The following is a 13950-nucleotide window of genomic DNA, read 5'->3' on the forward strand; positions in this document are numbered from 1 at the left end:
GCCGCTGCGCATCGGCAATGCCTCGGGCTTCTACGGGGACCGCTTCGACGCGGTGCGCGAGATGCTGACGGGCGGCCCGCTGGACGTCCTGACCGGGGACTACCTGGCCGAACTGACCATGCTGATCCTCGGCCGCGACCGCTTGAAGAACCGGGAACTCGGCTACGCGAAGACCTTCCTGCGCCAGATGGAGCAGAACCTGGGCCTCGCGCACGAGCGGGGCGTACGGATCGTCACCAACGCGGGCGGCCTGAACCCGGCCGGTCTGGCGGACGCGATCCGCGAGCTGGCGGCGAAGACGGGCGTCCCGGTGACGGTGGCGCACGTGGAGGGTGACGACCTGACGCCGTACGCGTCCGCGCGCGGTGACGCGCTGACGGCCAACGCCTACCTCGGCGGCGCGGGGATCGCGGCCTGCCTGCGGGCGGGCGCGGACGTGGTGGTCGCCGGCCGGGTCACGGACGCAGCGCTGGTCAGCGGGCCGGCCGCCTGGTGGTTCGACTGGGCGCCGGACGACTTCGACCGGCTGGCGGGGGCGGTGGTGGCGGGACACGTCCTGGAGTGCGGGACGCAGGCCACCGGCGGCAACTACGCCTTCTTCACCCGGCACGACGTGGGCCGCCCCGGGTTCCCGCTCGCGGAGGTCTGCGAGGACGGTTCGTCGGTGATCACGAAGCACCCGGGGACCGGCGGGGCCGTCACGCCGGGCACGGTCACCGCGCAGCTCCTCTACGAAACCCACGGCGCGCGGTATCCGGGCCCCGATGTGACGGCCCGCCTGGACACCGTCCGGCTGGAGCCGGCCGGGCCGGACCGGGTGCGGATCTCGGGGGTCGTCGGGGAGCCGCCGCCGGACACCCTCAAGGTGGGGGTGACCCGGGTGGGGGGCTGGCGCAACGAGGTGGTGTTCGTGCTGACCGGCCTGGACATCGGTGAGAAGGCCGATCTGGTCCGGGCGCAACTCGCGGACGCGCTGCGGGAGGTGGCCGTCGTGGACTGGACGCTGTCCCGCACGGACCACGAGGACGCGCCGACGCAGGAGACGGCGAGCGCGCTGCTGCGCCTGGTGGTGCGGGACCCCTCCCCGGACCGGGTGGGCCGGTCGCTGACCTCGGCGGCGATCGAGCTGGCGCTGGCGAGCTACCCGGGCTTCCACGTCACGGCCCCGCCGGCCCCGGCGCAGCCGTACGGGGTCTTCACGGCGGACTCCGTCCCGGCCACCGGGGTCCCCCACACGGCCGTCCTCCCGGACGGAACCCGCGTGGGCGTCCCGGCCGCGCCGGTGCCCGCGTCGCCGGACCGGCCTGGGGCCGCGTCGCAGGACCGGCCTGGGGCCGCCTCGCAAGGGTGGTCCGAACCGCCGTCGCAGGCATGGGACGGGCCCACCACCAGGGCGGCGCTCGGACGGGTGGCCGGGGCGCGGAGCGGGGACAAGGGCGGGGACGCGAACATCGGCGTCTGGGTCGAGAGCGACGACGCCTGGGCGTGGCTGCGGCGCGTCCTGACCACCGGGCTGCTCCGAGAGCTGCTGCCCGAGACCGCCGCCTTGCCCGTCACCCGGCACGTCCTCCCCCACCTCCGCGCCCTCAACTTCACCGTCACCGGCATCCTCGGCGACGGCGTCGCCTCCGCCCACCGCTTCGACCCCCAGGGCAAGGCGCTCGGCGAATGGCTGCGCGCCCGCCACCTCGACATCCCGGACCACCTGTTGTCCGCCCCGGAGGGGACCGGCTCATGACCCGCCTGACCACGACCGTCGACCCGAACGCGCCCGAGCACGCCGCGGCCCGCGCCACCGCCCTGGACCGCCTCGCCGAACTCGACGCCGCGCACGCCGCCGCCCTGCGCGGCGGCGGCGAGAAGTACACCGCCCGCCACCTCGGCCGCGGCAAGCTCCTGGCCCGGCAGCGCGTCGAACTGCTGCTGGACCCCGACACGCCGTTCCTCGAGCTGTCCCCGCTCGCCGCCTGGGGCAGCGACTACCCGGTCGGCGCCTCGATGATCACCGGCATCGGCACCGTCGAGGGGGTCGAGTGCCTGATCACCGCCAACGACCCCACCGTCCGGGGCGGTGCCAGCAACCCCTGGACCCTCAAGAAGGCACTGCGGGCCAACGAGATCGCCCGGCAGAACCGGCTGCCCTGCATCAGCCTCGTGGAGTCCGGCGGCGCCGACCTGCCCTCCCAGAAGGAGATCTTCATCCCGGGCGGCGCGATCTTCCGGGACATCACCCGGCTGTCGGCCGACGGCATCCCCACCGTCGCCGTCGTCTTCGGCAACTCCACCGCCGGAGGCGCGTACATCCCCGGAATGTCCGACCACACCGTCATGATCAAGGACCGCTCGAAGGTGTTCCTCGGCGGTCCGCCCCTGGTCAAGATGGCCACCGGCGAGGAGAGCGACGACGAGTCCCTCGGCGGAGCCGACATGCACGCCCGGACCTCCGGCCTCGCCGACCACTACGCCCTCGACGAGTACGACGCCATCCGCCAGGCCCGCCGCATCGTCGCCCGGCTCAACCACCGCAAGCCGCACCAGGATCCGCCGCCCGCCCCCGAGCCGCTGTACGACCCGGAGGAACTCCTCGGCATCGTTCCCGAGGACCTCAAAACGCCCTTCGACCCGCGCGAGGTCATCGCCAGGCTCGTCGACGCCTCCGACTTCGACGAGTTCAAGCCCCTCTACGGCACCAGCCTGGTCACCGGCTGGGCCACCCTGCACGGCTATCCCGTCGGCATCCTCGCCAACGCCCAGGGCGTGCTGTTCAGCGCCGAGTCGCAGAAGGCCGCCCAGTTCATCCAGCTCGCCAACCAGCGGGACATCCCGCTGCTGTTCCTCCACAACACCACCGGTTACATGGTCGGCAAGGAGTACGAGCAGGGCGGCATCGTCAAGCACGGCTCCATGATGATCAACGCGGTCTCCAACTCCCGCGTCCCGCACCTGTCCGTCCTCATCGGCGCCAGCTACGGCGCGGGCCACTACGGCATGTGCGGCCGGGCCTACGAGCCGCGGTTCCTCTTCGCCTGGCCCAGCGCCAAGTCCGCCGTCATGGGACCCGCGCAGCTGGCCGGCGTGCTGTCGATCGTCGCCCGGCAGTCGGCCGCCGCGAAGGGGCAGCCCTACGACGAGGAAGCCGACGCCGGGATGCGCGCCTTCGTGGAGGCGCAGATCGAGTCGGAGTCCCTGCCGATGTTCCTGTCCGGGCGGCTGTACGACGACGGGGTCATCGACCCGCGCGACACCCGTACCGTCCTCGGCCTGTGCCTGTCGGCCGTCCACAACGCCCCCGTCGAGGGCGCCCGTGGCGGCTTCGGCGTCTTCCGGATGTGAGCCCGCAGATGACCATCACCTCGCTGCTCGTCGCCAACCGCGGCGAGATCGCCGTACGGATCTTCCGCACCGCCCGTGACTTGGGCCTGGCCACCGTCGCCGTGCACTCCGACGCCGACGCCGACGCCCTGCACGTGCGCCGCGCCGACGCGGCCGTACGGCTGCCCGGCACCGCGCCCGCGGACACCTACCTGCGCGCCGACCTGCTGGTCGGGGCCGCCCTCGCGGCGGGCGCCGACGCCGTCCACCCCGGCTACGGGTTCCTCTCCGAGAACGCCGGCTTCGCGCGTGCCGTCCGCGACGCGGGTCTGACCTGGATCGGCCCGCCGCCCGAGGCGATCGAGGCCATGGCCTCCAAGACCCGGGCCAAGGAACTCATGCGCGCCGCCGGGGTGCCGCTCCTGGACCCCGTCGACCCGGCCGGGGCCACCGCCGCGGACCTGCCCCTGCTGCTCAAGGCCGCGGCGGGCGGCGGCGGCCGCGGGATGCGCGTCGTACGGGACCTCGACCGCCTCAAGGAGGAGCTGGAGGCCGCCCGCGCGGAGGCCCGCTCCGCCTTCGGCGACGACGAGGTGTTCGCCGAGCCCTACATCGAGCGGGGCCGCCACGTGGAGGTGCAGGTCCTCGCCGACGCCCACGGCACCGTCTGGGCGCTCGGCACCCGCGACTGCTCCCTCCAGCGGCGCCACCAGAAGGTCATCGAGGAAGCCCCCGCGCCCGGCCTGCCCGCATCGCTGCGCGAGCGCCTCCACCAGGCCGCCGTCGCCGCCGCCCGGGCCGTCTCCTACGAAGGCGCCGGCACCGTCGAGTTCCTCGTCGCCGCCGACGGCCGCCCGTACTTCCTGGAGATGAACACCCGCCTCCAGGTGGAACACCCCGTCACCGAAGCCGTCTTCGGCCTCGACCTCGTCGCCCTCCAGCTACGGATCGCCGAGGGCGCGGCGCTGCCGCCGGAGCCCCCCGAACCCGCCGGGCATGCCGTCGAGGCGCGCCTGTACGCGGAGGACCCCGCCCGGGACTGGCGGCCGCAGACCGGGGTGCTCCACACCCTCGCCGTGCCCGGCGCGGTACGCGTGGACACCGGGTTCGCGGACGGGGACGGCGTCGGCGTGCACTACGACCCGATGCTGGCCAAAGTCATCGCCCACGCCCCGACCCGGGCCGAGGCCGTCCGCGCCCTCGCCCACGCCCTCGCCGGAGCACGGATCCACGGCTTGACCACCAACCGGGACCTCCTCGTACGTTCCCTGCGGCACCCGGAGTTCACCGCCGGGCACCTGGACACCGGGTTCTACGGGCGCCACCTGGCCGCGCTCACCGAGCCTGCCCCCGATGCGGAGCGGGCCGCGTCCCTGGCCGCGCTCGCCGCGGCCCTCTCCGACGCCGCGCCGGGCCCGGACGCCCCGCTCGCGGCCCGGTTGGGCGGCTGGCGCAATGTGCGCTCGCAGCCGCAGGTACGGCGCTACGCCGTGGCCGGTGCCGAGTACGAGATCGGCTACCACCCGGCGCGCAGCGGGCCTCCGCAGCCCGTGGACCACCCCGGTGTCCGGGTCCTGGCCGTGGAGCCGGGACGCGTCACTCTCGAAGTGGACGGCGTCCGGCGCGTGTTCCACGTGAAACACAATTCGAACAAGGGGGGTGTCGGCCCCGCGGAGGTCTACGTGGACGGCGCGCCGGGTGCCCACACCCTGTCCCGGCTGCCCCGGTTCGCGGACCCCGAGGACCGCACCGAACCCGGCTCGCTGCTCGCCCCCATGCCCGGCACCGTCGTGCGCGTCGCCGAGGGACTCGCCCCCGGCTGCGCCGTCACCGCCGGACAGCCCCTGCTCTGGCTGGAGGCCATGAAGATGGAACACCGCATCGTCGCGCCCGCCTCCGGCACGCTCACCGCGCTCCACGCCGCAACCGGCCACCAGGTCGAGTTCGGCGCCCTGCTCGCCGTAGTCCAGGAGGAAACGCCAGTATGAGCAACTCCGTTGTGGAATCCGAGGAGCACCAGGCCCTGCGCGCCGCCGTCGCCGCCCTCGGGCAGCGCTACGGCCGCGAGTACCTCGCCCGCACGGCCCGCGAGGGCCGTCACCCCGAGGAGCTGTGGGCCGATGCCGCCAAGCTCGGCTACCTCGGCGTCAACCTGCCCGAGGAGTACGGCGGCGGAGGCGGCGGCATCACCGAACTCTCCATCGTCCTGGAAGAGCTGGGCGCCGCCGGGTGTCCGCTGCTGATGATGGTCGTCTCGCCCGCGATCTGCGGCACCGTGATCTCCCGCTTCGGCACCGGGGCCCAGAAGCGGGCCTGGCTGCCCGGCCTTGCCGACGGCACCCGCACCATGGCCTTCGGCATCACCGAACCGGACGCCGGATCCAACTCCCACCGCATCACCACCACAGCCCGCCGCGACGGTGACTCGTGGGTGCTGACCGGCCGCAAGGTCTTCATCTCGGGCGTGGACATCGCGGACGCCACCTTGATCGTCGGCCGCACGGAGGACGCCACGTCGGGCCGGCTGGTGCCGTGCCTGTTCATCGTGCCGCGTGATGCGCCCGGGTTCTCCCGCTCGGTCATCGACATGGAACTCCAGGCGGCGGAGAAGCAGTTCGAACTGGTTCTGGACGAGGTCCGGCTGCCGGCCGACGCCCTGGTCGGCGAGGAGGACGCGGGTCTGCTCCAGCTGTTCGCGGGACTCAACCCCGAGCGGATCATGACCGCCGCGTTCGCCATCGGCATGGGCCGGTACGCCCTGGCCAAGGCGGTGGACTACGCGAAGACCCGCCAGGTGTGGAAGGAACCCGTGGGCGCCCACCAGGCCATAGCTCACCCGCTGGCCCAGTCCCACATCGAACTGGAGCTGGCCCGCCTGATGATGCGCAAGGCCGCGCTGCTGTATGACGCGGGCGACGACATGGGCGCGGGCGAGGCGGCCAACATGGCCAAGTACGCCGCCGCCGAAGCCTGCGTGAGGGCGGTGGACCAGTCCGTCCACACCCTGGGCGGCAACGGCCTCACCCGCGAGTACGGCCTGGCCTCCCTCATCACCGCCTCCCGAGTAGCCCGCATCGCTCCCGTCAGCCGCGAGATGATCCTCAACTTCGTCTCCCACCAGACTCTGGGCCTGCCCAAGTCCTACTGACCGCCGTGGCGCGGCGGGCTGGGTCGGGGAGCCGGCGGGGCGGCCGCTTCGTACGGACACGAACCACGACCGGCCGGCGCGCCCGCGGCCGACCCCCGTCCTGCCGCAACAGACGGCCGACGGGCCTGTACGACACCACCCGGCCCCGGCCCGCGGCCGGCTCCTCGTCCTGCCGCAGCAGGCGGCCGACCGGCCTATCCCGCCCCCGCCCGCGGGCCAACACCCGCCCCCCCGCCCGCGGCCGCCCCCGGGCCCGGCCTCCCGGAGGCGGGCCCGGGGGCCCCGGGCCGCCCCACCCTCCCCCGGGGGGTGACTTGGCGGGCAGCCGCCGGGTCCGCATACCCTCCCCCGGGGGAGGACCCCCGACCGGCCCACCCCCTCCGGAGGAGAGACATGGCCCCACTCGTGCACGCCGGGCAGGCGACCGGCATCACCACGCTCACCCTCGACTCCCCGGCCAACCGCAACGCGCTTTCCGCCGGTCTCGTCGGCGAGCTCCGCGCGGCCCTCGCCGGAGCCGGCGCGGACCCGGCGGCGCGGGCCGTCGTCCTCACCCACACCGGCACCACCTTCTGCTCCGGCGCCGACCTCAAGTCGCCTTGCGACCCCGCCGACTTCCTGGCCCTGCTGCGTGAGGTGGCGGAGCTTCCCAAGCCCGTCGTGGCCCGGGTCACCGGACACGTCCGGGCAGGCGGCCTCGGGCTGCTCGGCGCCTGCGACATCACCGCCGCCGGGCCGCAGTCCACGTACGCCTTCACCGAGACCCACCTCGGCGTCGTGCCGGCCGTCATCTCCGCACCGCTGCTGCCCCGCCTGGACCCCCGCGCAGCGGCCCGCTACTTCCTGACCGCCGAGGCCTTCGACGCCGCCGAGGCGGCCCGGATCGGCCTCCTCACCCTGCACGGCGCGGACGTCGACGAGGCGCTCGCCCCCGTCCTCGCGGGCCTGCGCAAAGCCGGCCCCGAGGCCCTCGCCGCGACGAAGCGGCTGCTGACCGCACCCGTCCGGGCCGCGCTCGCCGAGGACGGCGCCGCCCTGGCCGAGCTGTCGGCCCGCCACTTCGCCTCGGAAGAGGCCCGCGAAGGCATCACCGCCCGCTTCGAACGCCGGGACCCGTCATGGGCACGGTGACCGGCGCCGGTCCGGCCGCCGGCCCCAAGCAGGCCCGCAGCCGCGTCACCCGCCGCCACCTCCTGGAGGCCGCCGTCTCCTGCCTCGCCGAACACGGCTGGGCGGGCTCCACCGTCGCCGTCGTCGCCGAGCGGGCCGGGGTCTCGCGCGGCGCGGCCCAGCACCACTTCCCGACCCGCGAGAAGCTGTTCACGGCCGCCGTGGAGCACGTCGCCGAGGAACGCTCCACCGCCCTGCGCGAGCTGTTCCACGCGGGCCCTGCCCCCCGCACGGCCGTCGTCGAGGCCTTGGTCGACCTGTACACCGGCACGCTCTTCCGAGCCGCGCTCCAGCTGTGGGTCGCCGCCTCCAACGAGGAACAGCTGCGCCCGCACGTCAGCGGACTCGAAGCCCGCGTCGGCCGCGAGACCCACCGCATCGCCGTCGAACTGCTCGGCGCCGACGAGTCGGTGCCGGGCGTACGGGAGACCGTGCAGGGCCTCCTCGACATGGCCCGGGGCCTGGGCCTGGCCAACGTCCTGTCCGACGACACGGCCCGCCGGGCCCGCGTCGTCACCCAGTGGGCCGCCATCCTGGACGCCGCGCTGGGCCCCTGAGGGCCCCCGAGGACCCCGGGAAAGCGCAAGGCGCCGCCCCCCGCCCCGGGGTGCGGCGCCTGGGCGCGGCGGGCGGCGGATCAGGCCGTTTCGGCGATGTCCGCGTACCCCTGGATGTCGCGCGGGTCCCGCCGGCTCGGGCCGATGTAGCGGGCGGACGGGCGCACCAGGCGCCCCGTGCGCTTCTGCTCCAGGATGTGCGCCGACCAGCCCGCCGTGCGGGCGCAGGTGAACATCGAGGTGAACATGTGCGCCGGGACCTCCGCGAAGTCCAGCATGATCGCCGCCCAGAACTCCACGTTCGTCGCGAGCACCCGGTCGGGACGGCGGGCGTGCAGCTCTTCCAGCGCCGCCTTCTCCAGCGCGGCGGCCACCTCGTAGCGCGGCGCGTCCAACTCCTTGGCGGTGCGCCGCAGCACGCGGGCGCGCGGATCCTCGGCCCGGTAGACCCGGTGCCCGAAGCCCATCAGCCGCTCGCCCTTGTCCAGGGCCTTCTTCACGTAGGCCACGGCGTCGCCGGTGCGCTCGATCTCCTCGATCATGCCGAGCACCCGGGACGGCGCCCCGCCGTGCAGCGGCCCGGACATCGCGCCGACGGCACCCGAGAGCGCCGCCGCCACGTCGGCTCCGGTGGAGGCGATCACCCGCGCGGTGAAGGTGGAGGCGTTCATGCCGTGCTCGGCGGCCGAGGTCCAGTACGCGTCGACGGCCTTGACGTGCCGCGGGTCCGGCTCGCCCCGCCAGCGGATCATGAACCGTTCGACCACGGACTCGGCCTTGTCGATCTCCTTCTGCGGCACCATCGGCAGGCCCTGGCCGCGGGCCGACTGGGCGACGTAGGACAGCGCCATCACGGCCGCCCGCGCCAGGTCGTCCCGCGCCGTCCGCTCGTCGATGTCGAGCAGCGGTTTCAGACCCCACACGGGGGCCAGCATCGCCAGCGCGGACTGCACGTCGACCCGGATGTCACCGGAGTGCACCGGGATCGGGAAGGGCTCGGCGGCCGGCAGACCGGGGTTGAAGGCGCCGTCGACCAGCAGGCCCCACACGTTCCCGAAGGAGACGTGGCCGACCAGGTCTTCGATGTCCACCCCCCGGTAGCGGAGGGACCCGCCCTCCTTGTCGGGCTCGGCGATCTCCGTCTCGAACGCGACGACCCCTTCGAGCCCGGGTACGAAGTCGGACATCAGGCGGCTCCTCAGATAGTGCGAACACGCGCGGCTCCCGGCGTGATTCGCGGTCCGGCGCGGTCATCCCCGTTGATGCCCGGCACGGCCGATGGTCATCCGTGCGGGGACCCTCGGACCGGCCCCAAGATTTTGTCCGTTCCGCATGGCCTGCGGAAGCGTGACATACGGCACACCCCTGGCAGTCGTACTGCGGCAGGATGGCCCGCGTGACCCACCAGGACCTTGATCCCGCCACCATGCGCAAGCACTACCGCTCCGAGATCGTCGACGAGGAGAGCCTCGCCGAGGACCCGATGCAGCAGTTCGCGCAGTGGTTCCGGCAGACCGCCGCGTCGCACCTCTTCGAACCGAACGCCATGGTCGTCTCGACCGCGACCGCCGACGGCCGGCCCAGCTCCCGCACCGTGCTGCTCAAGCAGTTCGACGAGCGGGGCTTCGTCTTCTTCACGAACTACGCCTCCCGCAAGGGCCGCGAGATCGCCGAGAACCCGTACGTGTCGCTGCTGTTCCCCTGGCATCCGATCGCCCGCCAGGTGATCGTGACGGGTACGGCCGCCCGGATCGGCCGCGACGAGACCGCCGCGTACTTCCGCTCCCGGCCGCACGGCTCGCAGCTCGGCGCCTGGGCCAGCGCGCAGTCCCAGGTGATCGGCTCCCGGGCGGAGCTGGACCGGCGTTACGCGGAGCTGGCGGAGCGCTACCCGGAGGGCGAGCAGGTGCCGGTGCCGCCGGAGTGGGGCGGCCTGCGGGTGGTGCCCGACGCGGTGGAGTTCTGGCAGGGCCACGAGAACCGGCTGCACGACCGGCTGCGCTACGTCCGCGAGGGCGTGAACTGGCGGGTCGAGCGGCTCTGCCCGTAGGCGGCCGGGGCGGGAGGTCCGGGACGGGAAGTCCGGGACGGTGTATACGGGACCGGGGGCCCCGCTCACGGAAGGGGGCCCCGGGAAATGCAGACGACCCGCGGGCTCGGGATCCTCTCCTGCAGTGAGAGGAGCCGGCCGGACGTACCGGCGAGCCCGCGGGTCGGGTGACTGCTTGGGATTGGCGCCTGGCGTTCCCGCCGGGCACCGCACTGGGTGCGTGCGACGACGGGCGCTTTAGCCCGCAGCCACCTCACGCGTCCGGTTTCCGTACATTTCGGGAACCACCTCCCTTCTCGTGTACGGCAGAGCCTACGAGCCCGTCCCGAGTCGCTCAAGGCATTTATGGAGCCGACTTCGCCCGGGCGGCCGAAACGGAAAAAACGGGATGATTCCGGGAAGGGGGTGTGGGCTGCGTCACGTTCCGGTTCAATGATCTGACGTGCCGCATACGCGAACACCTGCTGGGGGTGCCAGGTGAGTGTTTCCGGACGTAACGAGACCGCCGACGATCTGCTCGCAGCGCTGTTGGACGGGATGGACGCGGCGCTGTGCGCGTTCGACGCCGACGGCGTGATCACCCACTGGAACCGCGAAGCCGAGCGGATCCTCGGCTGGACCGCCGCCGAGGCCGTCGGCCGGCGCGGGTTCGCCGGGTGGGCGGTGCGCGCCGCCGACGCGCACGACGTGGAGGGCCGGCTGATGTCCGCCCAGGACTCGCCCGGCCGGCACGTCCACGAGTTCGCGCTGCTGACCAAGGACAACGGCCGGGTCCTCGTACGGACCCAGTCCGCCGGGGTGCCGGGCGTGGACGGCAAGCCCGCCGGCGTCTACTGCGCGTTCAGCGAGGTGCACGCGCAGATCGACCTGGAGCGGTCCATCGCCCTGAGCGAGGCGCTGCTGGACGACGCCTCCTGGGGCGTCGTCCTGGTCGACGTCGACTTACGCCCGGCGGTCGTGAACCTGCACGCCGCCCGCGCCTTCGGATCCGGGCGCACCGCCTTGCTGGGGCGTCCGCTCGGGGAGCTTCTGGCGCAGGGCGTGGAGGAGCTCGAGGGCGCGCTCCAGCACGTGCTCGCGGAGGGGGCCCCGCCGGCGCCGCTGGAGCTGTGGGTGTCGGTCCGCACGCCGGAAGGGGTGCGGCGGCGGTGCTGGCGTTCGGGGTTCCTGCGGCTGGCCTCGCCGCTGGCGGAGCTGCCGGTGCCGCTCGGGGTCGGCTGGCTGTTCCAGGACGTCACCGAGGCCAGGCGGGCCGAGTTGGACACCGGGCAGCTGCGGTTCCGGTCCAACCAGCTCCACCGGGCGGGGCGGGCCGCCGCCGAGTGCGAGGACCCGGCGGAGGCGGCGGCCGTACGGCTGGACTTCGCCCTGGCCGGCTTCGCGGAGCACGCGCTGGTCGACGTCCTGGACGTTCCCGATGTCCTCGACGGCCCGGCGGAGGCGGCGGACCCGGCGGACGCGCGCCCCGATCAGGCGGTCCCGGGGCGCCGCAGACGGCTCGTCCGCGCGGCGGTGTCGCCGTCGGGGCAGACCCTGCTGCTGCCGGCGCCGGGCACGATCCCGGTCCGGTACGCGGGCATGCACCCGGCGTTGCAGGCCCTGGACCGGATCGGCCCGGTGCGGGCCAGCGTCCCGGCGGGGGAGCCGCCCGAGGCGTGGGCGCGGGCCCGGCACTGGCCACCGGACGCGGCGCACGCGCTGTGCACGGTGCTGCGCAGCCGGGGCCGGACCCTGGGGGCGCTGACCTTCCTGCGGGGCCCGTCGCGCCCGGCGTTCGAGCGCGCGGACGCCCTGTACGCGGAGGAGGTCGCGGCCCGGGTCGCGGCGGACCTGGACCTGGCCCGGCGTACGTCGGCCGGCGCGGACGGAGCCAGGCGGACGGAGCCCGGCTGAGGGGCCCCGGCCGGCAGGGTCCGGCTGAGGGGCCAGGCTAGTGGCGGAAGAAGATCCGGTCGCCGTACTCCTGCATGACGCGGCCGTTCCACTCGTGGCCGCCGTCCACGTTGCCCGAGCGCAGCAGCGGCGGCTGCACCCCGCGCGCGGCCAGCTCGCCGGCCGCCGCCGCCATCACGGCCTGCATGATCGCGCTGGTCACGACGGTGGAGGCGGGTGCGAAGGGGGCGTCGATGCCGTCGAGGGTCAGCTCGGCGTCACCGACCGCGATCTTGCTGTCGAGGACGATGTCGCAGTGGTCCCTGAGGTAGGTGCCCGACGCGTGCCGCGACCGCGTCTCGGTCGCGTACGCCACGGAGGTCACGCCGATGACCTTGAGGCCGACGGCGCGGGCGTTCATGGCCATCTCGACGGGCAGGGAGTTGCGCCCGGAGAGGGAAATGATCACGAGGACGTCGCCCTCGGCGGCCGGGCTGCTGTCCAGGACGGCCGCGGCGAGACCGTCGACACGCTCCAGGGCGCTGCCGAGGGTGGCCGGCATGACGTCGATGCCCGCGGTGCCGGGTACGGCGAGGAAGTTCATCAGGGCCAGCCCGCCTGCCCGGTAGACCACGTCCTGGGCGGGCAGCGAGGAGTGCCCGGCGCCGAAGGCGAAGAGCCGCTTGCCGCCGGCGACGGCATCGGCGATGGCGGCCCCGGCCGCGCCGATCGGCCCGGCTTCCTCGTCCCGCACCCGCTCCAGCAGGCCGATGGCGGCGTCGAAGAACTGCCCGGCCAGCTTGCTCTCGCTCATACGCCGAAGGCCCTTCCAGGGGTGGGGTGCGGGGGTGTTGCGTCCGTGTCCGCCGCTCACCGTGCGGTCTGGACCAAGGGCGTGTCAATACGAACGTCAATCCGGTGGACGCGGAACCAGCGGGGGTGGGAGGGCCCCCGGCGGATGTCCCGTACCGGCCTTGACGTCCGGCACGGGACGGTTGTCGGCCCGATGCGTCAGAATTGGGGGCAGGGCCAGCGCACGCAATCCGAGGGGCACGAATGTCCGGACTGATCGACACGACGGAGATGTACCTCCGCACCATCCTCGAGCTGGAAGAGGAAGGCGTGGTCCCCATGCGAGCCCGGATCGCCGAACGGCTCGACCAGAGCGGCCCGACGGTGAGCCAGACGGTCGCGCGCATGGAGCGCGACGGCCTGGTGGCCGTGGCCAGTGACCGGCATCTGGAGCTGACGGAGGAGGGACGGCGGCTGGCGACGCGCGTGATGCGCAAGCACCGGCTGGCCGAGTGCCTGCTCGTCGACGTCATCGGCCTGGAGTGGGAGCAGGTGCACGCCGAGGCCTGCCGCTGGGAGCACGTGATGAGCGAGGCGGTGGAGCGGCGGGTGCTGGAGCTGCTGCGCCACCCGACGGAGTCGCCGTACGGGAACCCGATCCCGGGGCTGGAGGAGCTGGGGGAGAAGGCCGAGGCGGACCCGTTCCTGGAGGCCGGCATGGTCAGCCTCTCGGAGCTGGACCCGGGCACCGAGGGCAAGACCGTGGTGGTGCGCCGGATCGGCGAGCCGATCCAGACGGACGCCCAGCTGATGTACACGCTGCGGCGGGCCGGGGTGCAGCCCGGGTCGGTGGTGAGCGTGACGGAGTCCCCGGGCGGGGTGCTGGTCGGCAGTGGTGGCGAGGCCGCGGAGCTGGGAGCGGAGATCGCCTCGCACGTGTTCGTCGCGAAGCGCTGACGGCGCTGACGGGGCGGACGGCGTGGACGTGGTGCGACGGGGTGCGGTGGAGGCGAGGTACCGGCGGCGGCCGGGCGCCCGGCGTTACGCGA

General features: G+C 74.0%; 11 protein-coding genes. 9 read left to right on the forward strand and 2 right to left on the reverse strand.

Annotation, left to right across the window (positions count from 1 at the left end; genetic code table 11):
- The first annotated feature begins 61 nt into the window (after nucleotides 1–61).
- The 6 genes from IE207_RS05090 to IE207_RS05115 all read left to right on the forward strand — a co-directional run bounded on the left by IE207_RS05090 (nucleotide 62) and on the right by IE207_RS05115 (nucleotide 8187).
- Nucleotides 62–1738, forward strand: a complete 1677-nt coding sequence (locus IE207_RS05090) for an acyclic terpene utilization AtuA family protein (RefSeq protein ID WP_229873499.1) — start codon at nucleotides 62–64, stop codon at nucleotides 1736–1738.
- Nucleotides 1735–3333 carry an acyl-CoA carboxylase subunit beta gene (locus IE207_RS05095; protein WP_190182842.1) on the forward strand — a complete coding sequence of 533 codons (1599 nt, stop codon included), beginning with the start codon at nucleotides 1735–1737 and terminating at the stop codon, nucleotides 3331–3333. Before IE207_RS05090 ends, IE207_RS05095 begins: the two co-directional genes overlap by 4 nt.
- Before the next feature lie 8 nt (nucleotides 3334–3341).
- A complete protein-coding gene (locus tag IE207_RS05100) occupies nucleotides 3342–5300 on the forward strand; it encodes an ATP-binding protein (RefSeq protein ID WP_190182843.1) in 1959 nt (652 codons plus the stop codon).
- Nucleotides 5297–6460, forward strand: coding sequence for an acyl-CoA dehydrogenase family protein (locus IE207_RS05105; protein WP_190182844.1), 1164 nt, complete (start codon nucleotides 5297–5299; stop codon nucleotides 6458–6460). The genes IE207_RS05100 and IE207_RS05105 overlap by 4 nt, the downstream gene beginning before the upstream one ends.
- A gap of 393 nt (nucleotides 6461–6853) precedes the next feature.
- Complete coding sequence (locus IE207_RS05110) at nucleotides 6854–7591, forward strand: enoyl-CoA hydratase family protein (protein WP_190182845.1); 738 nt, start codon at nucleotides 6854–6856, stop codon at nucleotides 7589–7591.
- On the forward strand, nucleotides 7579–8187 hold the full coding sequence (locus IE207_RS05115; protein ID WP_190182846.1) for a TetR/AcrR family transcriptional regulator: 609 nt from the start codon (nucleotides 7579–7581) through the stop codon (nucleotides 8185–8187). Before IE207_RS05110 ends, IE207_RS05115 begins: the two co-directional genes overlap by 13 nt.
- A gap of 80 nt (nucleotides 8188–8267) precedes the next feature.
- On the opposite strand, the gene IE207_RS05120 is transcribed toward IE207_RS05115, so the two are convergent.
- Nucleotides 8268–9374 carry a citrate synthase 2 gene (locus IE207_RS05120; RefSeq protein WP_190182847.1) on the reverse strand — a complete coding sequence of 369 codons (1107 nt, stop codon included), beginning with the start codon at nucleotides 9372–9374 and terminating at the stop codon, nucleotides 8268–8270.
- A gap of 200 nt (nucleotides 9375–9574) precedes the next feature.
- On the opposite strand from IE207_RS05120, the gene pdxH reads away from it, so the two are divergent.
- Together pdxH and IE207_RS05130 are read left to right on the forward strand one after the other, a co-directional pair.
- On the forward strand, nucleotides 9575–10237 hold the full coding sequence (pdxH, locus tag IE207_RS05125; RefSeq protein WP_190182848.1) for a pyridoxamine 5'-phosphate oxidase: 663 nt from the start codon (nucleotides 9575–9577) through the stop codon (nucleotides 10235–10237).
- A gap of 477 nt (nucleotides 10238–10714) precedes the next feature.
- Nucleotides 10715–12130, forward strand: coding sequence for a PAS domain-containing protein (locus IE207_RS05130; protein WP_190182849.1), 1416 nt, complete (start codon nucleotides 10715–10717; stop codon nucleotides 12128–12130).
- 37 nt (nucleotides 12131–12167) lie between these two features.
- On the opposite strand, the gene IE207_RS05135 is transcribed toward IE207_RS05130, so the two are convergent.
- The gene (locus IE207_RS05135; protein WP_190182850.1) at nucleotides 12168–12923 is read right to left on the reverse strand and encodes an SIS domain-containing protein; all 756 of its coding nucleotides are present in this window, start codon (nucleotides 12921–12923) and stop codon (nucleotides 12168–12170) included.
- 242 nt (nucleotides 12924–13165) lie between these two features.
- Between IE207_RS05135 and IE207_RS05140 the strand changes: the two genes are divergently transcribed.
- Nucleotides 13166–13858, forward strand: coding sequence for an iron-dependent transcriptional repressor DtxR (locus tag IE207_RS05140; RefSeq protein WP_190182851.1), 693 nt, complete (start codon nucleotides 13166–13168; stop codon nucleotides 13856–13858).
- Nucleotides 13859–13950 lie beyond the last annotated feature (92 nt).

The sequence above is a fragment of the Streptomyces cirratus genome (assembly GCF_014650775.1).
GTDB lineage: Bacteria > Actinomycetota > Actinomycetes > Streptomycetales > Streptomycetaceae > Streptomyces > Streptomyces cirratus.

Bases quoted from the DNA above. Each gene is read 5' to 3' on its own strand.
- IE207_RS05090 (WP_229873499.1), top strand. From the start codon at position 62: ATGCTGACGGGCGGCCCGCTGGACGTCCTGACCGGGGACTACCTGGCC.
- IE207_RS05095 (WP_190182842.1), top strand. From the start codon at position 1,735: ATGACCCGCCTGACCACGACCGTCGACCCGAACGCGCCCGAGCACGCC.
- IE207_RS05100 (WP_190182843.1), top strand. From the start codon at position 3,342: ATGACCATCACCTCGCTGCTCGTCGCCAACCGCGGCGAGATCGCCGTA.
- IE207_RS05105 (WP_190182844.1), top strand. From the start codon at position 5,297: ATGAGCAACTCCGTTGTGGAATCCGAGGAGCACCAGGCCCTGCGCGCC.
- IE207_RS05110 (WP_190182845.1), top strand. From the start codon at position 6,854: ATGGCCCCACTCGTGCACGCCGGGCAGGCGACCGGCATCACCACGCTC.
- IE207_RS05115 (WP_190182846.1), top strand. From the start codon at position 7,579: ATGGGCACGGTGACCGGCGCCGGTCCGGCCGCCGGCCCCAAGCAGGCC.
- IE207_RS05120 (WP_190182847.1), bottom strand. From the start codon at position 9,374: ATGTCCGACTTCGTACCCGGGCTCGAAGGGGTCGTCGCGTTCGAGACG.
- pdxH (WP_190182848.1), top strand. From the start codon at position 9,575: ATGGCCCGCGTGACCCACCAGGACCTTGATCCCGCCACCATGCGCAAG.
- IE207_RS05135 (WP_190182850.1), bottom strand. From the start codon at position 12,923: ATGAGCGAGAGCAAGCTGGCCGGGCAGTTCTTCGACGCCGCCATCGGC.
- IE207_RS05140 (WP_190182851.1), top strand. From the start codon at position 13,166: ATGTCCGGACTGATCGACACGACGGAGATGTACCTCCGCACCATCCTC.